The following is a 26,937-nucleotide window of genomic DNA, read 5'->3' on the forward strand; positions in this document are numbered from 1 at the left end:
AACTCATCGATGACTACTAGTTTCTTCTCTAGTTATATGAGCCACGATTGGCTACATGGTAAATACAAAAAATTGAGCAGGCATTATTCCATGTTGGTACAATTGTACCGTTCATAAACGGAAAGGAGCTGCAAAATGATTGATAAGCATAAAAAAGCTATAGGGGTGCCGGAAAGCCATGATTTGACTTGCACGGGTAGTACTTGTAAGCAGAAGCATGGTTGGGATACCGATACATATGTTTATGAGGAGCGTGATAAGGCTGGGTCTCTACTAGCGAAATACGAGGTTGATGATTCAACACATATGTACCCGCCCTTCGAAAATAAAGTCACGTTTCGGAAGGTTAAAGCGTAAGATCCCAGTTTCAGTTTAGCTATACGGCTTCATCGTTTCGTCAATTTAATTCACCAGAGTGCACGAGGCATGTTGCTGGCCTTGCCTCGTGCATTGCTATTCTCTTGATAGCAGGGTGATGCCAGCATCAGGTCATGCGCGGGCACCTGACTCCAATCCGCCTGATGTGAGTCCTGGCAGATGTGTGCTGCGTCCGGATGATTGCGGCTGTGCCATTCGACAGCATCCGGCCATGCTGGTGCCGGTGCTGAATCCACCGGCCCCGGCGAAGAGGTCGATGACGTTCATGGCTTCACCTTGCGATGGCCTGCGTCGTAGAGCGCTCCCAATAGGTACTCTTCCGACAGTGCCCCGTGCAGCTCGCGCTTATGAGCGTCAGCCGCGGCCTTGGTTATCTGCTTCATGTCCTCAATGGCCGTCTCACGCTCGCAGCGGATGGGGCGGAATTGAAGATCGTTGAACGCTGACACCCACCAGCCGCCATCTTTCGTTTCCCATAGTTCGCGGCAGATACACACGGCAAGCCCGCGATTGAGGTGGACAATCACCTCGACTGCCTTCCCGTCACGTCTGACGTCTTCCTCGCTCACCCGGTCATGAGTAGTTAGCACCAGCTTTACCACCGCACCCACCGGCGGCAGGCCCTCGCCATTCCAGTCGCTTGGATCGACTTCATCTGCTGAGGTGATTGCAACCGCATCGCTGACTGGCCGCTCGAGGTGTTGGACGTGTGCCAGCAGCGCCTCTTCCCATTGTTCCCGCGTAACGACAATGCGGCGCTCATGGGCACCTATCCATGCGTAATGCCATTCGTTGTTGGTCGGGCCCTTGATCCAACCCTCGAGATCGCCGTGACCGTTATCGGTCGGGAGGCTGCATTCCGTCTCGGGTCGCGGCCACGGGTGGGGGAGGTGCAGCAGGCTTTCCATCAGTTGATCGCGGGTCATGTCAGTCTTCCTTGGTGAGCAGTGTGTCAAGCCAGCCACCGGCGAGCAGGCAAAAGAAAGCCGCCAGGCAAGTGGCGGCGATGAGTAGCGGGTGAATCATGGTCATTCCCTAGAACGGGATCTCGTCATCAAAGTCATCGAAGCTGCCGGCTGGCGGAGCCCCGAAATTGTTCGGCTGATGTTGTCCTGTAGGTGGCTGACCTACACCGTGGTGCGTACTGGCGGGCGCCGGTTGCTGGTAGCCGCCTTGCTGCTGGGGTGGCTGCTGATAGCCCTGCTGAGCTGGCGGACGCTGTGCCTGGGACGGTTGCCCGCCTCCGGAACCGCCGAGCATCTGCATGTCGTTGGCGACGATCTCGGTGCTGTAGCGTTCGATGCCTTGCTGGTCCGTCCACTTGCGAGTCTGCAAGCGCCCTTCGATGTACACCTGAGCGCCTTTCTTGAGGTACTGCTGAGCGATCTCGGCGGTCTTGTTGAACAGCACCACCCGATGCCATTCGGTGCGTTCCTGGACGTTGCCGGTCTGCCTGTCTCGCCACTTGTCAGTGGTGGCGATGCTGAGGTTGGCCACGGCTGAGCCGCTGGGAGTGAAGCGCACCTCTGGGTCTTGGCCGAGATGGCCGATCAGGATCGCCTTGTTGATGCCGCGGGCCATGCTGGTCTCCTTGAGTGGTTGAGCGCACAGGTCAGCCCCCAGTAGAGACTGGCGTGTGAGCACAAAAAGGCCCACCGATTAAGGTGGGCAAGGTGTGCCGAGAGACACGATGAAAAAGGGGAGTGCCAAAAGGCCCCGTCAGGGACGTGACGGGGAAGCACAGGCACTGCAGGGAAAGGGCATCGGGAAGCGGTCGCGCTTTGCGAAGGCTTGCCATTGCACTCTCGGGTGGGCTCTGCCATTGGCAAAGCCCCATACATTCCCAGTATTGCGACAGCCCTGGGCGGCGTACTCCCAGCGGCCTCTCACATGTCTAGCGCTACGGGCGGGCTGGGCATACCTGATTGTTAAAGAGCAGCCGCATTGCCCGGCGGTTCGGGACTCATCAGGCGATACCGGCAGTGCCGATGCCCTCTGATAAGCGCTGTCTCTCCAGCTGTCACACCACTTGCCCAGGTGTCGGGGGTAAGGCCGCTAGCGCAAGGGAGGAACCAGCGCCTTACCTGCGGGTGGTTATGCTCGCAATCCCACTGGCACCACCTGCTGGCCGAGGGGCGAGGTCCGATCAGCGACTGGCGAGCTGCTGACCATGCGTAATCTGAGGGGAGCAGAGGCTGGCGGCATTGCCGTGGAAGTCCGGCCAGCCGCGGCGCTGTGATTCGACGAAACCGGCCTTGGCGTCTTCCTGCCACATGGCGGTCATTTCGCAGTATTCGGCTTCGCTGGCGGACAGCTGGCGTGGGTCATCGGTCTGCTGGGTGAGGCTGGCGAGCGTGACCAGACCGCCGACGATGACGGCGAGGGTGATGGCTGAACGATGCTTGCGGGCTGTATCGGTCATGGGCTGCTCCAATCCACTCAGTGACGATGGCGGTGTGCCGTGTCGATGGATTAAATATGAACTATCAGTTCAACTGAAGTCAAGTACCAAAAGTACATGTTTTAATTTGGACAATAAAAAACCCGCCACGATGGGCGGGTCAGATGGCCTGCGGGAAGCTTAGCGGTCTGCGTTCTCGATGCGTCGCTTGTACGTCTCGGCGGCCTGAGTGTCTGTGCCACCGTGTTCCGCGTAATCGAAGCTACCGGCTGGAATGGGGGCTGGCTCCCGCGTCTTTTGTGGCTGGGGAGAGGCTGGCGGTGGGGTGGGGGATTTAGCCCCATGTACGGGCTTGCTGGCGCTCAGGGAGCTATTGCGGCCGCAGTGATGACAGATGGTGGCCTGCTTAGGGATCAGTGAGAGGCAGTGCGGGCATTCCTTGTCAGTGGACTTGGCGCCGCGCAGTCGTCGGCGTTTGAGTTTCACCGGGTCGCCCGGCATGGCGATGACGTAGAGCATGCCCATCAATGGCGTGCCGAAGAATCCCACGGCGCCCGACGATAGGACATCCACGCCCTTGTAGTACGCGGCATGCATTACGGCTAGCCAGGGCAGTAGAAAGACAGAGAGAGTCAAGAATATGATCAATGTGGCAGACATGAGTTCGCCTCCTTGCTAGTCATGTGGAGTGACGAGGTCACCCAAGGATAGTACTGCTGGCAAATGATAAATGCTTAAAACCCGCCACGGTGGACGGGTTTCTCTAGCGAATAATAAAAATAACCAGTTAATATCTAGTGCTGTGAGAATTTTGAGTTCATGCCTATCATCGTTGCTGAATTTATTGCTCCTAGGCGTGTACGGACTGTGAGTTTTATAAAGATGGGCTCGTCGTCTCGTAAGGCTTCCCAGAGCTCATCTAGTTCATCCGGTTTGAGTTTGTCTTTTGCAAGCTCTGCACGGATAGATGCACCTTGTTTGTCACTTAGAGTTACAGTAAAGCCTTCGGGTTTAGTTGCTATACCCGCAATATGATAAAAGTCATCCTGCCGATCTAGCTCAGTGCTTTGTCGTTCCGAGCGATTAGCTTCTTCAATATCACTTCTGTTGTAAATCTTTTCATTTATCTCCACTGAATCAGCAGTGGGAGTGGCTTTGAGAATATTGCTATCCATCTGACTCTTTTCTTTAATAGCCAATCTAATAGTCTCATTGGATTCTCCCAATGCTGTTATTAGTGCAGCTTGTCTCTTGGTTTCTTCTTCTTGCGACTTAATGGCAAGTTCTGTAGCGTGCTGCTGATCAGTTTCATTCTGTTTGCGGGTGTTGTAGGCATTAAATGCTTTGCTCCCACCCCAAACAACCGCCAAACCTAGAACAACAATTACTATCTCAGTGCCGGTCATTTTTTCAATCCCCGCTTCGCTGAGCTTTTCCAGCCAATTCCCCAAGTCAATTTCTATAAGTGAACTGCCTTTTGAGACTTGGAAAATTAGCTCAATTTCTTCTCTTTCATCGTTGCTTAATGCTTTAGCAGATTTTCCATATAAAGCATTAGCATAAATTCTGTTTAGCTGTGTCTGAAGCTCGGACAATGCTTTAATTAATCGACCGTTGAGTGATGCCTGGTAATTGTCACCCTTTATTAGTATGGTGATTTTAGACCAGTCACCCTTAATGTCTAAGTCAATTATTTTGTCTTCTTTTACCCCATCAAGAGCTTTCTCTATGAGGTCGAAAGCTTCTTCTCGAGAATTAATGATTAACTGTTCTTTTTCTGACATCGGATGTCCCTATCTAGTGTCTGAAAATAGTATTGTATGATTTTAATCAATGTCGCAACTTTGAACTTGCCTTGCCTTGCCTTGCCTTGCCTTGCTTACCGAACTGTCAGTCAAAAATGATACACGCGCTAAAGGGCCCGGCAATTTTCCTTGCACCTTCTCATCAAAGGGCCCAAAGACGGGGAGATGGTAGCACCGGTGATACGGGGAGGGTAGCACCAGTGACACGGGGAGGGTGACACCAGTGTCAGGGAGAGAGCGACACCAGCGTCGTACCTAGAACCTACCTATTAGAACCTCTCTCTCTGATTACGCGTGCGCGAGAGGATTGCTCAGGCAAACACTTCCCACCAGAAGACGCGGCCGATGATCTTCGGGGCATCCGGATCCCCTTGGGTGTAGATCTCTTCCGGGTATTCATGGTGATTATCGCTGACCACTCGCATGCGGCCCAACGGCAAGCGGTAGAGGCGCTTCACGCGCAGCATGCCGCCATGGTCTAGCGCGTAGATCTTGCCATCGATGATGTGACGGCAGCTCTTGTCGATGCCGATAGGGGACCCGTCAAAGATGGCTGGCTCCATAGAGTCACCTGAGACAGTAGCGCAGGCGGCTTGCTTGGGATCGACCCCTGCACGCGCCAGTCGCGACAGGCTGAAGCGCATGTAGGCCCCGTGATTCTCGATGACCTGAGTGCGACCATCACCAGCCGCCATCTCGACTTCGCGGAAGTAGGGGATTTCCACCTCATCCTCAGCTAGTGGAGCATCGCCATCCACGATTTCCGTTTCATGGAAGACAAGCTCATTTTTCCTGGTCTCCCGCATTGGCCCAGACCCGAACCTTAGCCACTCCGCGCGTACGTTCAGCCCTTTAGCGATCGCCACCAGCTTAGCCTGGCCTGGCATTGATTCGGCATTGAGCCATTTGCTCGCGGCTTTGGGTGTAACGCCGGTGAGGTTTTTTAGGTGCACGCCCTGGCCACGATCAGGTATGCCCTGCTCGGCGAGTGCTTTCTTGAGGCGGGAGGCGAACTCATCCCTTTCTGACAATGAATGAACCATAGGTCCAATGATGATCGGACTTGCCTTGACTTTCAGTACATGTTTATTATGTACTTCCGGTACAAATTGAAGGGTGAGCAAATGAACTCCTTGCGCGAATTGGTCGAGCAGGCAGGAGGTGTGGAGGCGGTATCCAAGGCATGTGGAGTTTCAATTCGTGCCGTTTACAAGTGGGTCGAAAAAGGATGCCTACCGAGGACTGAGTACACGGGCGAAACCTGTCATGCGGAGGCCATCGCGGAGATCTCTCCTGCTGGATGTGACGCTGCAAACATTCGAGCTCTTTTCACGCCCAAGAGAAGCACCGCCTGACACCCACAGCCTAGCCCGCCGCCCATATCGGCTTAAACGGAACGAACACGGAGAGATTCACCATGGACAGCCATACAGTCCCCGAACGTGACATGGATACCTATCTGGATGCGGTACATGACGTGGTTTTCGAGTGCTGCCCCAAGGTGCTGGCAAGCGATATCGGCATGTCGGTGAAGTCACTTTACCGCCGAGTGGCCGAGGACGACCCCATGCCGATGCGTCTGATCGATGTGGTGGGGATCTTCTGGAACGTGGATCGCGAGCATCAGATGCGTTTGATCGCCCCGTTTCTCGATCACTTGGGGATGGTCGCGGTGCCGCGTTATGAGCAGGGCGAGGTGAGTCGTGGTGACGTGTTCGCGTCAGTGCTGGATGCCCAGCAGGGCCAGGGTGCGATGGCGGCGCTGATTCAGGCGGCGATTGCGGATGGCGAGATAGATGACAAAGAGGCGGCGCAGCTTGAAGCGCAGCACAAGGCCATCGAGCAGCAGATGAGCACCCTGATGGGCCAGCTGCAGGCGATGCGTAAGCCGCTGAAGGTGGTGAGCCGATAACCGGGCACCAGATACGAAAATCCCCCGAAGGCGTCCAAACCATTCCGGGGGAAGCATCTCACTATGCCAAGGGAGTATGGCATGACGATCAAGACGAGTGAAGCCAAGCAGATGTTGACCAGCTATCGCGGTTGGAGCTGTGAGTCCCTCAAGGCCGAGACCTATCGACTGGCGGTGGCCATCGAGAAGCGTGAGCGGGTGGGTGGCGTGATCGATTTGCGCATGAGCATGCAGCACCACCTGGCTGTGGTGGCCCTGCTGGAATGCGGCAAGGGGCAGGGGGAGACGGCCAAGGAAGATGCCCGCCGATCCCTGTCGATCGACCACCACATGAGCGAGGCAGGACGCTATGAGCGCTTGTCGCTGGGAATGGCTGCCAAGGGCGACGAGGTAATGGCATGACGATAACGGCAAGCATGAGCACGGCACGTATTGAAGCCGAGATGGCTCGCGCGAGTCGTCATATTGCTCAGCGAGAAGATATCCGCCATGAGCAGCCGGTGCGGGCCCGTGAGTATCACGAAGCTTATGCCACTTGGCACAAGTGCAATGCCATTCTCGCTGCCCGCCGAGGTGACAAGGGCGATGAGCTGGGCGGCAAGAAGTGGCACCGGGCGCGTGCGGCACGTCACTTGAAGTTGGCGGGAGGTGAGGCATGAGCCTGCATGCGATGAGTTGGGCGCGTGAGGTGATGCTCGAGATGCCTGAGTCGATCAAGGCGGGCCCGCGTCTGTTGCTGTTGTTGATGGCCGATTACGCGAACGAGCAGGGCGTGTGCTGGCCGTCCGTTCGTCGCCTGGCGGATGAGATGGCCTGTTCGATGCGCACGGTGCAGCGCGCGATTGAGGCGCTGGTCGAGCAAGGGGTCATGACGGTTGTGGCCCGCAAGACACCCTCTGGACGCCAGACCTCGAACTTCTACCGCCTTGCCATGGGTGATGACCAGCAGCAACCGCAAGCCGCCGATGAGCCGTCACCGGAAGAGCTCGAGGCGCTGATGGCCGGTAGCGATGAGGAAGAGGCACCTGTCGAGCCTGCCACCGCACCTGCCCAAGCCGAGCATCTCATCTTCGCCAATGCCGCCCAGCAGGCAGACAACGCCCAGTCGCAAGTGACTGCCGGTGCCCGTCAGGTGCCGATGACGCTGGACTGGCGACCGGACGATACCCACTGGCAGGCGGAGACCCTGCGCCGGGGTGATCCATCGCTGACATGGGATCAGGGCGAGCTGGCGGACTTCACCGCGCACTTCGCGGATCAGCCCGGGCGGAGGCATTCGCATCATGCCTGGTGCGCCAAGTTCGCGGGCTGGGTGAGTGAAAACCGCAAGCGAGAAGCGGCCCGTCAGGCCCGCATGAGCCAGAACGCCAACACTTCATCGAACAACAATGCACGCAACGCTGGAGGCACCCATGGAAGCCGTCGCTCAACTGGTCCAATCCGTAACTCGAAACTCTCAGCCGCTGAAGGGCGTGCACTCATTGAGCGCCGCCGTGAACAAGCCGAAGGCCAGCCGCCGTCCGGCGACGTCATCGATGGCGAGTGGTTGTGATGACCTGCCACGAGTGAGTCAGAAGGCGGTGGATGCGCTGTTCGATCGCTTGGCCCAGTTGCATGGCGCCCATTGGCACCGCCGCTGCCGTGAGATGGGCTGGGGAACTGAAGAGAATGGCCAGTGGGTGAGCTGTGACGTGGAAGGCGAGTGGCTGGCGGCCCTGAGCCACCTGAGCGCCCAGCACCTGCGCTGTGGCTTGCAGGCCGAGAAAGCCCGCACGGCCAAGTCACTCCAACAGCGTGGTAACGCCTTCCCGCCTGACAGCGCCATGCAGTTCGCCGAGCTATGCCAGATGACACCCGAGGGGCTGGGCCTGCCGGACTTCGATACCGCCTGGCAGGCATTGCAGGACCACGCCTTCACCGGCAAGCCGTACCCGCATGAGGCCATCGCCGCCGCGGGCGAGCACATGGACCTTCATGGCATGGCCTCGGCCACCTACCAGCGAATGGACAAGCATGAACGTGCCTTCCGCGTGTACTACCAGCAGGTGGTGGAGCGATACGCCCGGGGTGATGACCTCAAGCCGCAAGCGGCGATTGGACATGATGGCCAGCTGTCACCGGCAGAACGAGCCGCCATGGCGGGGGAGGAGAAGGCCCGTAAGGCAGCGGGTGAACTGGCAGGTATTACACCTGCCCAGGCACTGAAGATGATGCGGGGAGGGTTAGCGCATGGATAACCATGAATATCAAGCACTCACAACCACTACCGGTGCCAACATTGGCAGAACCCCACGGCCACGACGTGCGGCGCTGGACAACCCCGCAAGTCAGCTGGGGCGAACTTATCTGGCGCTTAGCGAATCGCGCTCATGGCTGATGCTGCATGAGCTGGCCGCCGAGATCCGCAAGCGCTTCGATCGGTTGGATAGTGAGGCAGCTATCAGCGCCCGCCTGCGAGATCTGCGTCGCCATCATGGGGTAAGAGTGGAGAGTCGCCGCCGTGGGGGGAGTGCGGCCCATGAGTATCGCTTGCTGCATCTTGCTCGAGGCAAGTCCCAGTCTGACATGCTGGAGGCTCTGCAGTGAGCTATCGCCCCGCTGGCAGCTTCAGCCGGCCGAATCGTTCAGCCCTGCGTCGCTGCTTTGCCTGCGGTAGGCGTGTAGCCGTTGATCAGCTGGCGGCGTGCCTGGGTACGTGCAAGCGCTGCATTGCCCTGGGTAGGCCCCACTACAACGCCAAGGGTGCTCGGATAAGAGGAACAGGGTGATGGGGTATTCAGGCGGCAAGTACGCTCAGATGGCGGAAATGTTGCTGGCTACGGAGGACTTTCTGCTATTTCTCGATCATGCCAAGCGCTACCGCTACAAACTTGATGAGAACACTATTCCGGATGGGACTCATCAATATGAGGATGGCGTGGATTTCCTTTGCAAGGCATGCGGCGTCACGACTTTTGCCGATATGGACAAGAGCAAGCGATCTGGCCAGATGCTACCGCGAATCATCGCGAACTTTCGTCGCTGGCAGTCGGCGCAAAGGAGGCCTGAATGAGCTGGGCAACACACCCATCCGCCAAGGTGGCGGCCCGCAAGGCAGGCCAAGCCCGCAAGTCGGCGCCACGCATCGACCGCGAGGGCAACGAGCAAAAGGTGCTGATCCGTTGGCTCAAAGGCGAGCAGCGACGCGGAAAGCAGGTGGGGGTGCTGCTCGAGGATGTCACCTATCACGTCCCCAATGGCGGCCAGCGCAACAAGAAGACGGCGGCAGACCTCAAGATGCAGGGCGTGCGGGCTGGGGTGAGTGACCTGGTGGTGGCCACGGCCCGCGGTGGGTATCACGGGCTCTACATCGAGTTCAAAGCAGCCCCGCCACATGATGCCGCCCTGGCGAAGTCTCAGCGCGAATGGCTTGAGAAGATGGAGGGCAATGGCTATCTGGCGGTGCTGGCCAAAGGCGTGGATGAGGCCAAGGCGGTGCTGGTGGCTTATGCGAGCTGGCCCGAGACAGTGGTGGCCGGTGAGCCGGAGGTGATGCCGCATGGCAGTGAGTGGCGCAAGGCAACGGCATAGGGCTCACGTAGTAACTCGGAGCAGGAGGGCAGGACATGCAGCGGATCGAGGATATGGGGCTGGCGGAGACCTTCCGCCTGATCGAGAAGCTGCCGGAGGGCGTGAGGCGTCAGCAGGCGTTGGCGCATGCCCTGGATGAGCTGCTCGAGGAAGAGATCGAGTATCGCACCGGGCTGCGCCACCAGAACGCGGGATGGCATCAGGTGTCATCGGTGGGCGGCATGGGGGAAGGGCGTGGCGAGTGCACGGGCCTGGTGGATCACGTCGGCAAAGCGTCAGAACGTTATCAGCAGGAAAGCCAGTGGCGGACGATGGCGGCAGCACTGCTGTCACGCCTGAGTGATCGACAGCGTATGGCGGTACTGCTGGCGGCCTATGCCATTCCGCCGGTGCAGAATTGCCAGTCGCCGCGCATGATGACCCAATCGCAGGCCGTGGCGGCGCAGGTTGCGATTCTGGCGCGGCTGGGCTGGGTGCCCGGGGCAGTGAAGGTGGAGCCGTTCAAGTCGGCCAAATCGATGCAGTGTGCGGCATCTCGTGGTCGTGAATCGCTACTGCATATGGTGCTTTCTCAAGCTGAAATGGCTGCCTGACTACCATATGTTGCAAAAGCGAGGGTTTGAGGGTACGATCCAGCTATTGTGTGATTCTTGCGTCTCTGGATCACCGCTCATTTCAAGGCCCTGCCATCTGGCGGGGCTTTTTGGTTTATATCTCGTTGATCGATAGCTTAGCTCTTCTCCCCGATATAGCTCACCCTCGCTGATGGGGGCACTCTGAGCAGGGGATAACATGAATCACATAGACGCTGGACTCGTTGAAAGAGCTAAGGCTGACCCTTCGGAGCTTCTGGCTCTAGGGGCTTTGCTAAATAAAGAGCGAAACAGGGACGAGCTCACCTTCTCGGAGCTACTCGAACGCTATAGACACTTAGGGCTGACGAGTGACATAGCAGGTTCGGCCTGTCACGAGGAGGAGCTTGCGCGCAGGCTGGAGCAAGCGAGAGGTATCAATCGAACTTTTTCCTTTAAGGACGGCCATGCTCGATGACATCATTTGTGTGACTCATGTGGAGATGGCCAAAGGGGGCGATTTCAGGCCTCTTGGCGAGTCTCTATGCATTGTGTGTGACGACATGGGGATAGACTTGGATGTTGTCATTGAGGAATGTGAATTTACACGGCTCACTCATGACGTAGCTGAGGCAGCGCTGGAGCACGGCCGTTCCCGCAGACGATATTCGTAGTGTGTTCCATATAATTTGCGAGCCCTGCCATCTGGCGGGGCTTTTTCGTATCTGCTCCCCGGTGATTCCTATGCCTGCACATGCTCCCGCGCACTGGCTCGATGAGGTCGAGCTGGTGGGCTTCGATGCGCCTATTGATCCGTCGGCTGATGATGCCAGCAATCTGTCGGCCTTCCTGGACACCATTGCCTATGCCGAGGGCACGCCGCGCTTCAGCTCGATTGAGGGCTATGACGTGCTGGTGGGCGGCAAGACCTTCGGTGGCTTCGATGATCATCCCCGCCAGTCGGTATGGCTGAAGTCGTACAACATCCACAGCACGGCGGCGGGCCGGTATCAGTTCCTGGTCGGGACGTGGGATGACCTGGCCAAGCGCTTCCACCTGTCGGACTTCTCGCCCGCCTCGCAGGATGAGGCAGCCAAGCAGTTGATCCGGCAGTGTCGGGCATTGGGCATGGTGTATGACGGGCGTATCGCTGAGGCCATCCACGCCTGCCGGCGCATCTGGGCGAGCCTGCCAGGGGCAGGTTATGGGCAGCGTGAGCTTGATACCGATGAGCTGCTGGGCGTTTACGTGCGTGCTGGCGGCCACATCGCATAACGATAACGACGAACTACGCAGGGCCTACCGACTCAGGAGGCCATATGCATGACGACGACCACGAGCCCGCCGATATGCCACACCGCGATCCATCGACATGGCAGATGCTGCTGGAGTGGCTACAGCCGTATCAAGCCAACCTCTATGCAGCGGGGCTGTCATTCGTGATCGCGCTGCTGCGCGGTCTACATGCCGGTGGCCGCTTCTACAAGTCATTGCTCGAGGCGACCCTGGTGGGTGGCCTGACATTGGCGCTCAAGCCGCTGCTGGACTGGGGCGGCTTGGATCAGGACATGGCCGTGGCCATCGGGGCTGCGATTGCTTTCCTCGGTGTCGAGTGGCTGCGTGCCAAGTCTGACGCCATCTTCGATAAGGTGCTGGGACGATGGCTGCACTGATCACGACCGCGTGGGCATGGGGCCGCAAGCTGATATCAGGTGTGAAGGTCGAGGTCATCCTGATGGCGGTGGTGCTGGGCTGGGGTGCCATGAAGACCTATGAGGCGACCAAGGCCGAGCAGCAAGCCAATGACCTCAAGGCTGAGCTATCCACCGAGAAGGCGGTCAACCGTGGGCTCGAGATGATGGCGTTGCACTACGGCAATCAGATGAAGCGATTGTCCGTCGCATTGGAGGCCCGCGAAGCCAGCCGCGCCCTGGATGACCGTTCAATCATGGCTGCCCGGGCAGCTGCACGCCGGATGGAGAGAGACGATGCGCCGACTGGGGATTGGGCTGACCGGCCTGTGCCTGACGCTGCTGCTGAGTGGCTGCAGCGCCTTCGAGAGCAAGCCAGTGGTGATGCCAACTGAGTGGCAGTGCACACCTGAAGTGCCGAGCTACCTGCTCAATCCACTGCCTGCGCCTGATCGGTCAGTGACATCCAACCGCGATCTGCTCAGCCTGCTGGCTGACTATGAGTCGCAGCGCCGTCGCTTCAATGCTGACCGCACGGCGACGGCCTCAATCCTCGAGCGCCTGGCCGATGGGCCTGATGGGGCCGAGCAGACGATTGCTGAGTGACACCACAAGAATTGAAAAGCCCTGCCATCCGGCGGGGCTTTTTTGTGGGCGCTTCACCCGCGCCCGGTACTTACCAGAGCCTTTCAGGATAGAGCCTGAGGAGCGCCGATGGCTTCATCGGGCCTCTCTGGGTTGGCGACTCCTGGGTGACAGGCTCTATCTCTAAAAGGCTCTACCGATGACAAACGTTATTCCTCTCGACTACGAAGGCCAGTCCATCCGCTTCAACACAGATGGCTGGATCAATGCCACCGACATTGCCAAGCGCTTTCATAAGCGCCCTGTGGATTGGCTTAAGCAAGACGAAACGCAGGCGTATCTTCGAGAGTTCGCTGCGGCACTTAATTGTGATCCTGAGTCACTTTTAAAAACCCGCCGTGGTCGTTATGACAGTGGCACATGGTTGCACCCGAAACTCGGAGTACGGTTCGCCCAATGGCTGGATGTCCGGTTCGCAGTATGGTGTGACCTCAGAATCGACGCATTCATGCGGGGCGAGCTAAGCGCTATGCAAGAGTTCGAAAAGGCCTGCTGCGCACTGGATGACCAGAATGCCAAGGGGAGCCTTGCCGGTCGCGAGCTGGCCAGCCATCGATGGATCAAGCCGGCACTGGAGTCTCGCGCTGACTACTGGCGGCAAGAGCTTCAGATGGCGCTGCCCATCGACTCTTAAGCACTCCTTGCTCCGGTCACAGTACGCGGTCTCGCCCAGTTCCCCCGTCGCGGATGACATAGAGCTTGTATCCCTTGATATGAGCGAGAGCCTCTGCGTACTCGCGGGCTTCGGCTTCCTGCTTGAATGTCTTGTGTGGCACATCCTCGAGCTCACGACGTACTGCCCAACCGTCAGAGCAGCGATAGAGATATAGCTCGAGCATCATGAAAGGCTCCTGTGATCGATAGCCATGGATCGATATATGTGTAGTTCTTACTGTAGTAATGGTGAGTATTTATCAACAATGTTTCCGCCTCTTGCTTCAATCACGAGCTTGGTTCTCAGTCGGGTCGCGAGGACGCGTGCGTAATCAATCGCATCGTATTGCGTTGTAAAGCTTCTGATACACAGTGTTTTCCCCTCTCGCTTCACGGCCCACTGATTATCTCGGATGACCACGCGGATACTCTTAGAAGTCGTCATATCGGCCCCCCCTTCCTATAGATATGGCTCGTGCATCTTCGTGCACTAAATTAGCTACATCAATAAGAATAATTATATCTATCGATTCTCCTGTTGAGGTCTTCACATGCCTATCAAGCCACCACGTCCATGCAAGGCACCCATGTGTGGTGGCAAGACGACGGCCTCTCATGGGTACTGCGAGGCGCATGCCGATCGCGCTATCAACTGGGGCAAGAGCAAGCGAGGCGGGCAAGGCCGAGGCGGCCGGCCTTGGCGACGACTGCGAAACGCGATTCTCAAGCGTGATCGCTACCTCTGCCAGCCATGCGAGCGCATGAATCGCATCACGCCAGCCACTGAAGTTGATCACATCGTGGGTAAGGCTCAGGGCGGGACAGACGCCCCTGACAACCTCGAAGCGATCTGCAAGGCCTGCCATCAGGCCAAGACGGCAAGCGAGGCGCAGGTGGCCAGACCAGGCGACTGAGGCAGGCCCTGAGTGGGGGGAGGGGGTGCAATCTCTACCACCTTTGGGGGCGGCCACCGTTCCGTTACGTTTCTTTCTCACACCCGCGAAATTGAAAAATCAGCCTAGCGCGAAGGATTCTCAGATGACACGAGGTCGCAAGCCCAAACCAAGCCACTTGAAGGCGGTGCAGGGCAACGCCGGCAAGCGTGCCATCAACCATGACGAGCCCGAGGGCGATGCACTCGATGAAGCCCCGCCGGCACCCGACTGGCTGTGCGAGATCGGCCGCGATGCCTGGGACAAGCTCGCGCCCTGGTTGGTCGGCTCCAAGATCCTGACGCGCTCTGACCTGCATCAGCTCGAGGCCTACTGCGATGCCTACGCCACTTGGCGTCAGGCCGTGGTCGAGATCCAGCAATGCGGCCTGGTGCTGGAAAGCCCTGCCACCGGCGCCCCCATCAAGAACCCAGCTCTGACCGCGAAGAATGAGGCGGCCCGTCAGATGACGACCTTCGGCAGCGCACTCGGTCTCGACCCATCCAGCCGAGCACGCCTGGCCGTGCCCGGGTCCAAGGATGCCGCCAACCCCTTCGCCGAGCTGCTGGGTGGTAACAAGCGATGACACTCAATGGCCAGCTATCCCAACGTCAATGCTGCGAACAAGTACGCTCGGGACGTGGTGGCTGGCCGGATACCCGCTTGCAAGTGGGTCCGTCTTGCCTGCCAGCGTCATGTCGATGAACAGAAGGCGGCCAAGACGCGCGCCTTTCCCTATCGGTTCGATCGTGACGCCGCCGAGCGGGCATGCGCCTTCATCCAGCTGCTGCCTCACACCAAGGGCAAGTGGGCACGCGAGCGCAAGCTGATCACCCTCGAGCCCTGGCAGCTCTTCATCTTCAGTGTGCTGTTCGGCTGGATGAGCAAGCGCAGTGGGCAGCGTCGTTATCGTGAGGCTTACATCGAGGTACCGCGCAAGAACGGCAAGTCAGTGATCGCCGCTGGCGTGGCCACCTACATGCTGGCCGCCGATGGGGAATACGGCGCCGAGGTCTACTGTGGTGCCACCACAGAGAAGCAGGCTTGGGAGGTCTTCCGCCCGGCCAAGCTGATGCTGCAGAAGTCACCGGCCCTGATCAGCGCCGCCGGCATTGAGGTGATGGCCAAGAACATCAGCATCCCCGGTGACGGCTCCCGCCTGGAACCGATGATCGGTGACCCGGGCGACGGCTCGAGCCCCAGCTGCGCCATTGTCGATGAGTTCCACGAGCACCAATCGCCCAGCCTCTACGAAACCATGCTGACCGGCATGGGTGCCCGCGATCAGCCGCTGATGTTCATCATCACCACTGCCGGCTTCAACCTCGCTGGCCCTTGCTACGACAAGCGCCGGCAAGCGCAGCAGATGCTCGAGGGTGTGGTTGATAACCCTGAACTCTTCGCGCTGATCTACACCATCGATGAGGGCGACGACTGGCAGTCACCGGACGTGCTGCGCAAGGCCAACCCCAACTTCGGTGTCAGCGTCAGCGAGGAATTCCTGCTCAAGGCGCAGCGCGATGCCATCCAGTATCCCAGTCGCCAGAACTCCTTTCTGACCAAGCACCTCGATGTCTGGGTCTCGGCACGCAGCGCCTGGCTGAACATGGCCACCTGGCTGGCGGCCGGCGATGACTCGATGTCGCTGGACCAGATGGAGGGCGAGCCCTGCTGGCTGGGCGTTGACCTTGCCAGCAAGACCGACATCGCCGCCATCGGCCTGATCTTCCGCAAGGTGCGCGAAGACGCCAAGGTCGAGTGGCGTGCCTTCGTGCGCAGCTACCTGCCGGAAGGTGCGATCGAGCGCGCCAGCAGCAACCGCGCTGCCTATGAGGGCTGGGTCAACTCCGGCCACCTGATCATCACTGATGGCGAGGAGCTCGACTTCGAGGTCATCCGGCAAGACATCCTCGATCTCTCCAGTCGCTTCGATGTGCAGGAAGTCGCCTACGATCCGTGGCGAGCCACCCAGCTCGCCCATCAGCTGATGCAGGAAGGCGCGCCGGTCATCGAGTACCGCAACACGGTCCAGAACATGAGCCCCGCCATGCGCGAGATGGAGGCCGCCGTCACTGGTGGTCGCTTCACGCACCCGGCTGACCCGCTGCTCACCTGGATGGCCAGCAATGTGGTCGCCAAGGCCGACGCCAAAGAGAACATCTACCCGCGCAAGGAAGCCGCCGACAACAAGATCGACGGCATCATCGCGCTGCTCATGGCGTTGGGGCGTGCCATCACCCTCGATGTCGAGCCACCCAGCCTTCTCGACTCCCTCTCAGACGACGACTTCCTGGTCATGTGACATGCGAAACCTACTGTTCGACACCCTCGGGCTGGCCGGCTTCGCCAGCCTGACGGGCGGCCTGTACCTGCGATTCGGCCTCGCGGACGCGCTGATGGTCAGTGGCAGCCTGCTACTGGTGTTGGCACTGCTCGGCGCACGCGCCATGCGCAAGGGGGCCTCATGATTCTCGATCAACTGTTCTCCACCCGCTCGGTCGAGAACCCGGCAACACCGCTCACCGGTCAGACGCTGGCGGACTATCTGCATGGCGACTCCAGCATCACGGTCAACCAGCAGAGCGCCATGACGCTTGGCGCGGTCTACGCCTGCATCTACGTGCTGTCATCCTCGCTGGCGCAATTGCCGCTGCACGTCATGCGCAAGCAGAACGGCGTCATCACCGCCGCCACGGACCACCCCGCGTATCAGCTGCTGCATGACGAGCCCAACGACTGGCAGACCAGCTACAAGTGGCGCGAGACGGCCCAGTCCCACGTGCTTGGCTGGGGCAATGGCTACACCGAGGTGGTTCGGGATGCGCGGGGCAATGCCGTCTCCCTGCAACGCCATTGCCCGTGGAACTGCAGCCCAGTGAAGCGCGGCAACCGCTGGCTATATGCCGTCACCGATGAGGATGGCTCACGTGCCGTCGCCACCGAGGACATGATCCACGTTCGCGCGCTTGGCTCGCACGATCGCACCGGCGTCAGCGTGGTGCGTCAGCACGCCGAGACCATCGGCCTCGGGCTGGCGGCTCAGCGCTACGGCAAGGATTTCTTCGAGGGAGGCGGGCGCCCGACCGGGCTTGTCACCGTCAAGGACAGCTTGAACGCCGACAGCTGGAATCGCCTCAAGGAGACCTGGGCCAAGGCCGTGGCCAGTCTGCGCCAGTCCGAGAACAAGACGCTGATGCTCCCCGCACAGCTGGATTACAAGTCGATCACCATCGCGCCGGAGGACGCCCAGTTCCTCGAGACGCGCAAGCTCAACCGCTCCGAGGTGGCCGGCATCTTCAACGTGCCCGCGCACATGATCAACGACCTGGACAAGGCCACCTTCTCGAACATCTCCGAGCAGGCCATCCAGTTCGTGCGGCACACGATGATGCCCTGGGTCATCAACTGGGAGCAGGAGATCAACCGCGCCATCTTCACGCCCACCGAGCGTCGGGCTGGCTACTACGCCAAGTTCAACCTCGCCGGGCTGCTGCGCGGCACCCCCACGGAGCGTGCCGAGTTCTATCACAAGGCCATCACCGATGGCTGGATGGATCGCAACGAAGTCCGCGCCCTGGAAGACATGAACCCACGCGATGGCCTCAGCGAGATGCTGATCAGCGTCAACGCCACCCCAGCCAGTCAGCTGGGCCAGTCACCCTCGCCCGAGGACTCCACATCATGAGTGAGACAGAAAAGCGCGCCCTGACGTGCGAGGTCCGCGCCGAAGCGGGCGAAGAAGGGCAGCCGTTGCGGATCATTGGTCACGGCGCCGTCTTCAACAAGCGCAGCGAAATGATCATGGGCATGTTCAAGGAGCAGATCGCCCCCGGTGCATTCGACAACGTGCTGGGCGATGACGTGCGCGCCCTGTTCAACCATGACCCCAACTTCGTGCTCGGCCGCACCCTCAGCAACACGCTGTCGCTGTCCGTGGATGAAGAGGGCCTGCGTTATGAGATCGACCCACCCGACACCCAGTCGGTGCGTGATCTGGTCATGGCGCCGCTGGCACGGGGTGACATCACCGGTTCCAGCTTCGCCTTCCGTGTCGCCCCCGATGGTGACGAGTGGGGCGAGGACGAGCACGGCGTGATCGTGCGCACCATTCACCGATTCAGCCGCCTGCTGGATGTGTCCCCCGTGACCTATCCGGCCTACCCCGATGCGGGCGCCGCCAAGCGGTCGCTCCAAGCCCGTTGCGATGAACTCCGAGAGATCACGCAGCGTGCCGTCAATCAGCGCCGCGCCCGCGAGCGCTTCCTTGAACTCATCAATGCCTGAGCCCGTGGAGGCTACATGAAACTCTCTGAACTGAAGCAGAAGTACGCGGCCATCGCCAAGGACATGCGCAAGATGCATGAAGATGCCGGCGACACCGAATGGAAGGATGAGCAGCGCAGCCAGTGGCAGTCCATGAAGAGCGAGCTGGATGGCCTGCAGGACAAGATCGATCGCGAAGAAGCCCTGCGCGATGCAGATCAGCGCTTCGTGCGTGACAACGAAGAGGAGCTGCGCGGCCAGTCTCAGACGCCGGAAGCTGGGCAGTCCCAGGGCCTGAGCGTGGATGAGCAGCGTGCCGCGGCCTTCGATGCCTTCGTACGTGAAGGCATGGGCAACATGAGCAAAGAGCAGCGCGCGATCATGCGTGAGATGCGAGCTCAGGCAGCGGGCGAGAATGACAAGGGCGGCTACACCGTCCCGACCACCATGCTCAACCGCATCCATGAGTCCATGCAGGACTATGGCGGGCTGGCCTCGGTCGCCCAGATCCTGAATACCTCCGATGGCGCCACCATCGAATGGCCGGTGTCTGACGGTACCGGGGAAGAGGGCGAGCTGCTGGGCGAGAACACCGCCGCCAGTGAAAAGGATGTCGAGTTCGGCATCCAGAACCTCGGCGCCAAGAAGCTGAGCTCCAAGGTCATCCGTGTCTCCAATGAGCTGCTGCAGGACTCGGCCTTTGACATCGAGGGCTTCCTGGCCTCGCGCATCGGCTCCCGTATCGGTCGCGCCGAAGCCAAGTACCTGGTGAGCGGTACCGGTGCCGGCACTCCCCAGCAGCCCAAAGGCCTCGCCACCTCGGTCACTGGCACCGTGGCGGCAGCCGCTGCGGCCAGCCTGAACTGGAAGGACATCACCAAGCTGATCCACAGCATTGATCCGGCGTACCGTCGTGCCGCGAACTTCCGTCTGGGCTTCAACGACAACACCCTGCAGAAGATCACCGAGATGGAAGATGGCCAGGGGCGCCCACTGTGGCTGCCGGCCGTCGCGGGCCTGGCACCGTCCACGGTACTCGGTCAGTCCTACTTCATTGATCAGGGCTTCGAGGACATGGCCGCGAGCAAGAAATTCATGTTCGCCGGTGACTTCCAGCAGTTCGTGATTCGTCGCATCAACTACATGACGCTCAAGCGCCTGGTCGAGCGCTATGCCGAATTCGACCAGACAGCCTTTCTCGCCTTCCATCGCTTCGATTGCGTGCTGCAGGACACTGCCGCCATCAAGGCGCTGACCGGCAAGGCGGCCTGATCCTCACCCACCACCTGACACAAGGGCCGCCATCGCGCGGCCCTTGCCTGTTGGGGCCAACCCAATGAGGCATGTCGATGCTCGAGCTGGACATCATCAAGTTGCACGTCCGGCTGGAGCCGGACTTCTCCGAGGACGATCAGCTCCTGGAGACCTATTCCAATGCGGCCCGTCGCGTCATTGAAGGACGCACGGGACGCACGCTGTATGAAACCCACGACGCCATCCCGGCAGAAGGGGATGAGCACGCGCTGGTCATCGATGACGACATCACCACCGCGATGCTGCTGCTGATCGGCCACTGGTACGAGACCCGTGAAGCCGTGGTCATCGGCACCATCACCTCAGAGGTACCCATGGCCGTGGGCGCCCTGGTCGATCACTACACCCATTACCATTTCGCATGAGGTGACTATGCGCGCCGGACAGCTTCGTCATCGCGTCACCCTGCTGGGTAGCCGCACCGGGCATCCGCCCAGCTGGCCCACCTTGCGTGAGGTCTGGGCCGAATTCGTGGAGCCCAAGAGTGCCGGGCGAGAAGAGCAGTCGGGCATCCGTGCCCCATCCTCCACGCTGGTGCGCATGCGGCCCCGCGATGAGTTGACAGCAGGCCAGATCATCCGCCGCCGCGATGGGGTGCTGTTCATCATCGAATCCCTCGACCCGGCACGCAGCATGGTCGAGATTGCCGCGCGTCGCCTGCAAGGCGTGGTGGCCGAGTATGAGCCGATGAGGGGTGAGGCCTATCCCATTCAGGCATGGCTGCACCGGCAGAACGTCTTCATCGGCCAGGCCAATGAGGCCCGCAACGTGGTCGAGATACTGCAACCGGAGCTGCGCTGGCCGTGGCCAGAGCCCGGCGACAGGATTCACATCGCCGGCCTGGCGCTCGAGATCGAAGGCATCGTGGAAGGCAGCGATGACGGCATCACCGTGCAGCTGTTCACCATTCCTCGCTGACAGGAGGCCGCATGCCTCGCAAGCGTGGCAAGAACTCACGGCTGCCCAAGGGCGTGGCCATCGAGGGGTTGACCGATAGCCTGGCGGAGTTCAAGGCGCTACCCGCGGCCACCCGCCGCGCGATGACCTCGGCCATCAATGAGCAGGCATCCGCGACCCGCAAGCAGCTCATCGATGACATCAGCGTCGATGGCAAGGTCAGGCCGACGGCGGTGCGCTCGCGCATCACGGTCGAGAAGGCCAGCAAGGACCAGCCAAGCGCCAGCCTCACGCTCAGCCGCTCACCGGTGCCATTCAAGTTCTGGCAGTACCGCACCGAGGTGGAGGATGGCACTGGTACCCGCGCCAGTATCTGGATTCGCAAGGGCGGCAAGCGCATGCGGGTCTATGGCTTCGTCAATCCCAAGGGCGGCAGCAAGACACCGCTGGTGCGCTACCGCAAGGGCAGCCAGCGTCGCCTCACCCGTGCCAACGGCTGGACCCTCAAGAACCACTGGAATCATCAGGTGAATGGCGAGCTGCGCAAGCAGGTCGCCTTCGACCTCCAGCAACGCTTCCTCGCTCGCCTGGCCAAGGAGAGAGCCACATGACGCCCATCACCCGCGTGATCGATGCCTTCGTGGCACAACTGGCGGCCATCTCGACGGCCAATGGCCATGCCACCGACATCGCGCATATCGAGACCGAGGCCATCCAGATCAACCTGCGCTCGGAGACCCCGCTGCCACTGCTGCATGTCCGTCGTCTGACCAGCAACGTGGATGCCCGTGCCGGGCGGGGGACGCGCAAGGAATCGATCAGCCTTCAGATCGAGGCCTACCTCGACCTCAAGACGCATGGGCGTGCCGGTCAGGATGCGCTGCTCAATGATCTTTACAACGCCATCTATCCGGAGAGCCAGGTACTACTGGATGGGCTGGCGGTCGCCATCACGACTGGTGAAGCCGAACTGGATGATGCGGAGCTGGGCAGCCGCATTCTTCCCATCTATCTGCCCGTGACCATCACCTACACCCGCACGAGGTAACTCATGGCTGATTTCAAAGACACAGGCCTGATCATGTCTGGCGACATCTTCATGGCCGAGGTGGATGCCAACGGCAAGTTCGGCGCCCTGAATGGCCCGATGAACGTGCCGTCCCTGAGCATCACGCCGACCAGCGTGAACCGCATTTCTCGCCCTTCCTTCCAGAAGGACAACTACGGCCAGGCGCTGGATGCCGTCAACCTGCCCAGTGACTCGGCCAGTGTCACCATCCAGTTCGATTCCATGCCGGCCGCCATGCTGGCGGAGACGCTTGGCGGCACGGCAGAGCTGGCGGATGCCGAAGCTGACAGCGTGACCGGCGAGGCGCTGACCCTGACGGAAGGGGCTTGGGCGGCGCTGCCGCATTCCTCGCTGGCCGCGGGCAGTGTCGTGGTCACCAAGGACGCTACCGATGTCACTGCTGACTGCGAGATCAACCTGAGTGCCGGCCTCATCAAGGCGCGTACCGCTGCCGCGGCAGGTGATGTCACCGTGGATTACGATACCGAGGCGGTCACCGGCCATCGCGTGATGGGGGACACCGAGATCTCCAAGCCGCGTTACATCCTGGTGGATGGCATCAACCTCGCCACCGGCAAGCGTACCCGGGTCGAGATCTTCCGTGCCGTGTTGTCGGCGGATCAGGCCACCGAGCTGATGGGCACCGAGTTCATCACCGGGCAGCTGTCCGGCTCGCTGGTGGTGCCGCCCGGCAAGGGCGCCGCCTACACCGCCACCATGTACAGCTAACGGGAGCGAGCCATGACCGACAAGACTGCTACGGGCAAGACTGGCACTGAGGCCAAGCCCGGCACTGAGGCAAAGCCCACCGACTCGGTGAGCGTCAAGCTCAGGAAGGCGCACCGCCACGGCGGTAAGGAGTATGCCGCCGGCGACTCCCTCACCCTCGAGGTGCGCCAGCTGGATCGACTGAAGAAGGCGGGCAAGGTCTGAGCCTGCCTGCTGTGAGTTGCACCACCTAGCCCGCCATCTGGCGGGCTTTTTCATGTCCGGAGCACGACACGATGGCCAATCAGAGTGACATTCAGCTGCGCATTCAGGCCGCGGTCGATGGGCTGCAAGACATCGGCAAGCTGATGAGCGAGCTGGACAATCTCGGGCAGGATAGCAGCGAGGCCTCAGCCGAGGTCGAGCGCCTCTCTGAAGAAATGTCGGCCATCGGCCAGCAACAGAAGCTGGTCACCCAGATCAACAAGGTCGCGGCGGTCGTGGATGACGCCGGGACTGCCATGCGCGAAGCCGTGGACAAGGCTGACGGCTTGCAGGCCGCGTATGAGAATTCCGCCAATGGTGCGGACTCGCTGCGGCTGGCGACACAGCGGGCTGCTCAAGAGGCGGACGACGCCAAGGCGGCGCATGTCGCCCAGACTCAGACGCTGACCCAGCTGCAGACCAGCTACAAGGGCGCCCAGACCGCCACCACTGCCGCCCGTCAGGCATGGCGTGATGCCGCACAGCGTGTGCGTGACCTCAAGTCCGAGATCGGCCGGAGCGCCAACGCCACCGACGAGCAGCGCCAGGCATTGTCGCGGGCCAGTGGTGCCGTGGAGCAGGCGAAGGATACCTACGATGCCCAGGCACAAAGCCTCAGCAGTCTGCGTGATGAGCTGCAGCAGCAGCGTGAAGCGACGGATGAGGCCAAGGAGGAGTGGCAGAGCGCTAGCGCCAGTGCGGCCCAGCTGACTGCCGAGCTCAAGCCGGTCGAGCGCGAACTGAAACAGCAGGAAAAGGCCCTCAACAAAGCCCGCGCGGCAGCCGACAAGGCGACCGCCGGTCATGAGGCTCAGGCCCAGAAGCTCACGCGCCTGCAGCAGGATGCCCACGCCGCGGGTGTGAACATCGACAACCTGGCCGATGAAGAACAGCGCCTGGCCCGCCAATCCCGTGAGCTGGAAGACAACGTGACCTCGCTGGCATCCGGCTTGCGTGAGACCGCCGCGGCCGCCCGCGAATCCGGTGAGGCAGCCGAGCGCAGCGAAAGCCGCTTCAAGAAAGCGGGTGCCTCACTCAAACAGTGGGCTGCCGGTGCTGCCGCCGCCACGGTGGCAGGGGCAGGGCTGGCCGTCGGCTGGGCCACGCGCTACACCGCTCAGCAGGCCGAGATGGCCCAGCAGCTGGATATCACGTCGCGCTCGCTGGGTATCTCCACTCAGGCGCTGCAGGGCTATCAGTACGCCTTTCAGCGTGCCGGTATCGATGCCGACAAGACCGGCAATATCTTCAAGGACACTGCCGACAAGATCGGTGACGCCTACCAGAACGGCGGCGGTGAGGCGCAGGACGCCCTCGATGCTCTGGGCATCAAGGCCGAGGAGCTGATCGAGCTGGCGCCAGACGAGATGATGCTGCGCCTGGCCGATGCCATGAAGAATCTGCCCCAGGCAGCTCAGGTCAACCTGCTGGAATCACTGGCAGACGATGCCACACGCCTGCAGCCACTGCTTGCCAATAATGCCGCTGAACTCCGAGCGCTGATGGAAGAGGCCAGCGAGGTGGGGCTGATCATGTCCCCCGAGCAGATCGCCAATCTGCAAGCGACCGATGCCGCCATCACCCGCCTGCAAGGCCGGCTACAAGGGTTGAGCAATCGCCTGATGGGCGAGCTGTCACCGGCGGTCAATCAGGTATCTGCCGACTTCGAGCGGGCACTGGCGGAAAACCCCGGGCTGCTGGATGACCTCGCCACGGCCATCGGGGGTGTGATTCGCACCGGCGGAGAGTGGGCGCGAAGTTTCATTGAGCATCGCGAGCAGATCGGTGGTGCCATGCAGTCGATCATTGATACCGGGCAATTCCTCGGCAACTCCCTCACGGCGGTCTTCCGTGGTGTGCAATCTGTTGTCGCGGGGCTGGTCGCTGCGGTCGCGGCAGCTTCCACCTGGGTGCTGGAGTTGACGGCTACCTCGGTCAGGGCGCTGGAGGTGGTGGGGCTGGCATCCGAGGCACAGGTGGCGCAGGCCAAGGCGCGGGCCGTGGCTGCCCGTGCCACCTTGAATGACTTGAACGCGGATGCAGTGCGCTATGCCCAGCAAGCTGCTGCCGCTGCCAAGAATGCCTTCAACGCCTTCGACAACAGCGATACGGCCGCGCAGAAGGCCGCCAAGTCGGCTGCCAAGCAGGCCGCTGCCGCTGAGGCTGCGGCCATTGCCGCCAAGAAGCAGGCCGAGGAGGAAGAGAAGGCTGCCAAGCAAGCAGCGGATGCGGCCGCCAAACGCCAGAAGGCACTGGAAAACGCTGCCACATCTCTCGGTACCTCGCTGGGCGAGCTGTCCAGTGGTATCGCCGACAGCGAGCAGGAAGCCCTTGATGCCTTCGCCACGCTGGCGGCCAGTGGTGAATTGAGTGCAGCGCAGCTGGCGACGGCCTTCGAGAAGGCGCAGGACAAGATCAAGTCTGACAAGGGGATCGCCGCCCTCAAGGATCAGGTCGATGGGCTGGTGAATGACGGCGTGAGCGGCGCGGATTCTCTCGCGACCAAGTGGAAGTCTGCCGGTGCCCGCCTGGCCAAGGACATGGGCACCACCCTGGAAGAGATTCGCACCGGTGTGACCGAGGCGGAACGCTCGGCCATTGATGCCTTCACCAAGATCGCCTCCACCGGTGAGCTGTCCGCCAAGGAGCTGAGCCGTGCCTATGTCGGCGCCAAGGAGCAGATCAGCTCGAAGGAAGGCATCAAGGCCTTCGGCGCGGTTCTCGATGGGCTGGTCAAGGATGGCGTGACCGGGGCTCGCACGCTCAAGGCCCAGTGGATCGAGGCGCAGGAAGCCACGGCCAAGGCAGCCCGGGACACGGGAGACAAGGCGCAGCAGGCCTCTGCCGACACGGCCAAGACGGTGGAGGCCTCTGTCACACGCAGTGCCCAGACCATTGCTCAGCTGATGAGCAATGCCTTGCACGAGACGGAAGAGCAGATGCGGTCACTCAGTGACGCCGCCTATCAGGCCTTCGCGACTGACTGGGGGATCGATACCCAGGCCGAAGGCATCGAGGGAATGCAGGACCGCATTGCCGAGTTGGATCATGAAATCGGTGATCTTCGCGACAACCTCGCCACCCGTCTCGACTCCACCGGCTTCACGGCCTGGATGACGGACCTCGCCACTACGTCACGTCAGACCGAGATCGCCTTCCTCGAGCAGAAGATCGCCGTGGAATCGCTGACCGATCAGATCGAGGCAGGGCGGGCGCCAGCCAGCGCACTCTCACAGGACATGGACGATCTCTCAAGCCGCTTCGACCTGCTCGATGAGTCGGATCTTTCCGGCCTCGAAAGCTCCATTCAATCGGTGCGCAGTCAGGTCGAGTCGCTGTCAGACAGCGTGAGTGACACCTTGGCCAGTCTGCGCTCGGAGCTCGCCAGCCTGCAGGGCGATAGCGCCCAGGTCGAGGCGCTGCGGTATCAGCAGCAACAGGCCGAGCTTCAGGAAGCGCTCAACGCCGCCCGGGCATTGGGCGATGCTCAGACCATCAGCGCGGCACAGGAATCGCTGCGGCTGGCGGAACGCGCCCACGATCTTCGCCTTGAGGATATCCGCGCCCAGTCCGAGCAGGAGAAGCAGCAGGCCTTGGCCGATGAGGCTGAGCGGCAGCGCAACGTGCAGGAGGCCGAGGTCACCCAGCGCGAGAACAACCGTGACGCCCAGAACCGTACCAGCCAGCTCACCCAGTCGGTGCAGGCTCAACGCCGCGTGGCGGTGGATCTCAACATCGCCGGCCAGCAGGTCACGCTGAACGGGGTGGACGAGCGCGAGGCCGATGTCTTCCTTGATCGATTGGCCCAAGCCTCACGCACGACGGCCCGCCGCTGATGGCGGGCGTTTCATTTCTATTGAGA

Annotated in this window: 35 protein-coding genes; 28 read left to right on the forward strand and 7 right to left on the reverse strand. The window is 60.7% G+C overall.

Features of this window, described 5'->3' with window-relative positions:
- Positions 1 to 135: 135 nt before the first annotated feature.
- Positions 136 to 357: a hypothetical protein gene (locus QD280_RS00950; protein WP_279838029.1), complete on the forward strand. Its 222-nt coding sequence runs from the start codon at positions 136 to 138 to the stop codon at positions 355 to 357.
- A gap of 284 nt (positions 358 to 641) precedes the next feature.
- Here the strand turns inward: QD280_RS00950 and QD280_RS00955 are convergent, their stop codons facing one another.
- From QD280_RS00955 to QD280_RS00980, 6 genes are all read right to left on the reverse strand, one after another.
- Positions 642 to 1,304, reverse strand: coding sequence for a hypothetical protein (locus QD280_RS00955; protein ID WP_279838031.1), 663 nt, complete (start codon positions 1,302 to 1,304; stop codon positions 642 to 644).
- A 109-nt stretch (positions 1,305 to 1,413) separates the two neighbouring features.
- Positions 1,414 to 1,959 carry a single-stranded DNA-binding protein gene (gene ssb, locus QD280_RS00960; protein WP_054554916.1) on the reverse strand — a complete coding sequence of 182 codons (546 nt, stop codon included), beginning with the start codon at positions 1,957 to 1,959 and terminating at the stop codon, positions 1,414 to 1,416.
- A gap of 565 nt (positions 1,960 to 2,524) precedes the next feature.
- Positions 2,525 to 2,800, reverse strand: a complete 276-nt coding sequence (locus QD280_RS00965) for a hypothetical protein (protein ID WP_279838033.1) — start codon at positions 2,798 to 2,800, stop codon at positions 2,525 to 2,527.
- A 159-nt stretch (positions 2,801 to 2,959) separates the two neighbouring features.
- Complete coding sequence (locus QD280_RS00970) at positions 2,960 to 3,439, reverse strand: hypothetical protein (protein WP_279838034.1); 480 nt, start codon at positions 3,437 to 3,439, stop codon at positions 2,960 to 2,962.
- 134 nt (positions 3,440 to 3,573) lie between these two features.
- Positions 3,574 to 4,563 carry a hypothetical protein gene (locus QD280_RS00975; RefSeq protein ID WP_279838035.1) on the reverse strand — a complete coding sequence of 330 codons (990 nt, stop codon included), beginning with the start codon at positions 4,561 to 4,563 and terminating at the stop codon, positions 3,574 to 3,576.
- Between the two features lie 332 nt (positions 4,564 to 4,895).
- Entirely contained in the window at positions 4,896 to 5,708 is an 813-nt protein-coding gene (locus tag QD280_RS00980) for a helix-turn-helix transcriptional regulator (RefSeq protein WP_279838036.1), read from the reverse strand.
- Positions 5,709 to 6,001: 293 nt separating this feature from the next.
- Between QD280_RS00980 and QD280_RS00985 the strand changes: the two genes are divergently transcribed.
- The 13 genes from QD280_RS00985 to QD280_RS01045 all read left to right on the forward strand — a co-directional run bounded on the left by QD280_RS00985 (position 6,002) and on the right by QD280_RS01045 (position 13,608).
- Positions 6,002 to 6,496 carry a phage regulatory CII family protein gene (locus tag QD280_RS00985; protein ID WP_279838037.1) on the forward strand — a complete coding sequence of 165 codons (495 nt, stop codon included), beginning with the start codon at positions 6,002 to 6,004 and terminating at the stop codon, positions 6,494 to 6,496.
- Between the two features lie 81 nt (positions 6,497 to 6,577).
- Complete coding sequence (locus QD280_RS00990; protein ID WP_279838038.1) at positions 6,578 to 6,898, forward strand: hypothetical protein; 321 nt, start codon at positions 6,578 to 6,580, stop codon at positions 6,896 to 6,898.
- Complete coding sequence (locus tag QD280_RS00995; protein WP_279838040.1) at positions 6,895 to 7,155, forward strand: hypothetical protein; 261 nt, start codon at positions 6,895 to 6,897, stop codon at positions 7,153 to 7,155. The genes QD280_RS00990 and QD280_RS00995 overlap by 4 nt, the downstream gene beginning before the upstream one ends.
- Positions 7,152 to 8,048 (forward strand): DnaT-like ssDNA-binding domain-containing protein, encoded by an 897-nt coding sequence (locus QD280_RS01000; protein ID WP_279838041.1) that lies wholly within the window; start codon positions 7,152 to 7,154, stop codon positions 8,046 to 8,048. The genes QD280_RS00995 and QD280_RS01000 overlap by 4 nt, the downstream gene beginning before the upstream one ends.
- Positions 7,990 to 8,733: a replication protein P gene (locus QD280_RS01005; protein ID WP_279838042.1), complete on the forward strand. Its 744-nt coding sequence runs from the start codon at positions 7,990 to 7,992 to the stop codon at positions 8,731 to 8,733. The genes QD280_RS01000 and QD280_RS01005 overlap by 59 nt, the downstream gene beginning before the upstream one ends.
- A complete protein-coding gene (locus tag QD280_RS01010) occupies positions 8,726 to 9,082 on the forward strand; it encodes a hypothetical protein (protein ID WP_279838043.1) in 357 nt (118 codons plus the stop codon). Before QD280_RS01005 ends, QD280_RS01010 begins: the two co-directional genes overlap by 8 nt.
- A 181-nt stretch (positions 9,083 to 9,263) precedes the next feature.
- Positions 9,264 to 9,548, forward strand: coding sequence for a hypothetical protein (locus QD280_RS01015; RefSeq protein WP_279838044.1), 285 nt, complete (start codon positions 9,264 to 9,266; stop codon positions 9,546 to 9,548).
- A complete protein-coding gene (locus QD280_RS01020; protein ID WP_279838045.1) occupies positions 9,545 to 10,066 on the forward strand; it encodes a VRR-NUC domain-containing protein in 522 nt (173 codons plus the stop codon). Before QD280_RS01015 ends, QD280_RS01020 begins: the two co-directional genes overlap by 4 nt.
- A gap of 35 nt (positions 10,067 to 10,101) precedes the next feature.
- On the forward strand, positions 10,102 to 10,659 hold the full coding sequence (locus QD280_RS01025; protein WP_279838047.1) for a hypothetical protein: 558 nt from the start codon (positions 10,102 to 10,104) through the stop codon (positions 10,657 to 10,659).
- Positions 10,660 to 11,382: 723 nt separating this feature from the next.
- Positions 11,383 to 11,913 (forward strand): glycoside hydrolase family 104 protein, encoded by a 531-nt coding sequence (locus QD280_RS01030; protein WP_166019408.1) that lies wholly within the window; start codon positions 11,383 to 11,385, stop codon positions 11,911 to 11,913.
- 44 nt (positions 11,914 to 11,957) lie between these two features.
- Positions 11,958 to 12,311 (forward strand): phage holin, lambda family, encoded by a 354-nt coding sequence (locus QD280_RS01035; protein ID WP_131431534.1) that lies wholly within the window; start codon positions 11,958 to 11,960, stop codon positions 12,309 to 12,311.
- Positions 12,299 to 12,724 (forward strand): hypothetical protein, encoded by a 426-nt coding sequence (locus QD280_RS01040; RefSeq protein WP_279838049.1) that lies wholly within the window; start codon positions 12,299 to 12,301, stop codon positions 12,722 to 12,724. The genes QD280_RS01035 and QD280_RS01040 overlap by 13 nt, the downstream gene beginning before the upstream one ends.
- 389 nt (positions 12,725 to 13,113) lie before the next feature.
- Positions 13,114 to 13,608, forward strand: a complete 495-nt coding sequence (locus tag QD280_RS01045) for a KilA-N domain-containing protein (RefSeq protein WP_279838051.1) — start codon at positions 13,114 to 13,116, stop codon at positions 13,606 to 13,608.
- A 16-nt stretch (positions 13,609 to 13,624) separates the two neighbouring features.
- On the opposite strand, the gene QD280_RS01050 is transcribed toward QD280_RS01045, so the two are convergent.
- Positions 13,625 to 13,816 carry a DUF2188 domain-containing protein gene (locus tag QD280_RS01050; protein ID WP_279838053.1) on the reverse strand — a complete coding sequence of 64 codons (192 nt, stop codon included), beginning with the start codon at positions 13,814 to 13,816 and terminating at the stop codon, positions 13,625 to 13,627.
- 399 nt (positions 13,817 to 14,215) lie between these two features.
- Between QD280_RS01050 and QD280_RS01055 the strand changes: the two genes are divergently transcribed.
- From QD280_RS01055 to QD280_RS01120, 14 genes are all read left to right on the forward strand, one after another.
- Positions 14,216 to 14,542 (forward strand): HNH endonuclease, encoded by a 327-nt coding sequence (locus QD280_RS01055; protein ID WP_279838055.1) that lies wholly within the window; start codon positions 14,216 to 14,218, stop codon positions 14,540 to 14,542.
- A gap of 124 nt (positions 14,543 to 14,666) precedes the next feature.
- Complete coding sequence (locus QD280_RS01060; protein ID WP_054557049.1) at positions 14,667 to 15,146, forward strand: phage terminase small subunit P27 family; 480 nt, start codon at positions 14,667 to 14,669, stop codon at positions 15,144 to 15,146.
- Between the two features lie 6 nt (positions 15,147 to 15,152).
- Positions 15,153 to 16,862: a terminase TerL endonuclease subunit gene (locus QD280_RS01065; protein ID WP_166019414.1), complete on the forward strand. Its 1,710-nt coding sequence runs from the start codon at positions 15,153 to 15,155 to the stop codon at positions 16,860 to 16,862.
- A 1-nt stretch (position 16,863) separates the two neighbouring features.
- On the forward strand, positions 16,864 to 17,028 hold the full coding sequence (locus QD280_RS01070) for a hypothetical protein (RefSeq protein ID WP_166019415.1): 165 nt from the start codon (positions 16,864 to 16,866) through the stop codon (positions 17,026 to 17,028).
- Complete coding sequence (locus QD280_RS01075; RefSeq protein ID WP_054557051.1) at positions 17,025 to 18,245, forward strand: phage portal protein; 1,221 nt, start codon at positions 17,025 to 17,027, stop codon at positions 18,243 to 18,245. The genes QD280_RS01070 and QD280_RS01075 overlap by 4 nt, the downstream gene beginning before the upstream one ends.
- Complete coding sequence (locus tag QD280_RS01080) at positions 18,242 to 18,844, forward strand: HK97 family phage prohead protease (protein WP_084208182.1); 603 nt, start codon at positions 18,242 to 18,244, stop codon at positions 18,842 to 18,844. The genes QD280_RS01075 and QD280_RS01080 overlap by 4 nt, the downstream gene beginning before the upstream one ends.
- A 15-nt stretch (positions 18,845 to 18,859) precedes the next feature.
- The gene (locus QD280_RS01085; protein WP_279838059.1) at positions 18,860 to 20,095 is read left to right on the forward strand and encodes a phage major capsid protein; all 1,236 of its coding nucleotides are present in this window, start codon (positions 18,860 to 18,862) and stop codon (positions 20,093 to 20,095) included.
- A gap of 77 nt (positions 20,096 to 20,172) precedes the next feature.
- Entirely contained in the window at positions 20,173 to 20,502 is a 330-nt protein-coding gene (locus tag QD280_RS01090) for a head-tail connector protein (RefSeq protein ID WP_054557054.1), read from the forward strand.
- A 7-nt stretch (positions 20,503 to 20,509) separates the two neighbouring features.
- Positions 20,510 to 21,055: a head-tail adaptor protein gene (locus QD280_RS01095; protein WP_279838060.1), complete on the forward strand. Its 546-nt coding sequence runs from the start codon at positions 20,510 to 20,512 to the stop codon at positions 21,053 to 21,055.
- Positions 21,056 to 21,066: 11 nt separating this feature from the next.
- Positions 21,067 to 21,645, forward strand: a complete 579-nt coding sequence (locus tag QD280_RS01100) for a hypothetical protein (protein ID WP_279838061.1) — start codon at positions 21,067 to 21,069, stop codon at positions 21,643 to 21,645.
- A complete protein-coding gene (locus QD280_RS01105; RefSeq protein WP_279838062.1) occupies positions 21,642 to 22,082 on the forward strand; it encodes a hypothetical protein in 441 nt (146 codons plus the stop codon). Before QD280_RS01100 ends, QD280_RS01105 begins: the two co-directional genes overlap by 4 nt.
- 3 nt (positions 22,083 to 22,085) lie before the next feature.
- Positions 22,086 to 22,832, forward strand: a complete 747-nt coding sequence (locus QD280_RS01110; RefSeq protein WP_279838063.1) for a hypothetical protein — start codon at positions 22,086 to 22,088, stop codon at positions 22,830 to 22,832.
- A 12-nt stretch (positions 22,833 to 22,844) separates the two neighbouring features.
- Positions 22,845 to 23,036, forward strand: a complete 192-nt coding sequence (locus QD280_RS01115) for a hypothetical protein (protein ID WP_054557059.1) — start codon at positions 22,845 to 22,847, stop codon at positions 23,034 to 23,036.
- Between the two features lie 71 nt (positions 23,037 to 23,107).
- Positions 23,108 to 26,911 carry a hypothetical protein gene (locus QD280_RS01120; RefSeq protein WP_279838064.1) on the forward strand — a complete coding sequence of 1,268 codons (3,804 nt, stop codon included), beginning with the start codon at positions 23,108 to 23,110 and terminating at the stop codon, positions 26,909 to 26,911.
- Positions 26,912 to 26,937 lie beyond the last annotated feature (26 nt).

This window comes from Cobetia sp. 1AS1, from assembly GCF_029846435.1.
GTDB lineage: Bacteria > Pseudomonadota > Gammaproteobacteria > Pseudomonadales > Halomonadaceae > Cobetia > Cobetia amphilecti.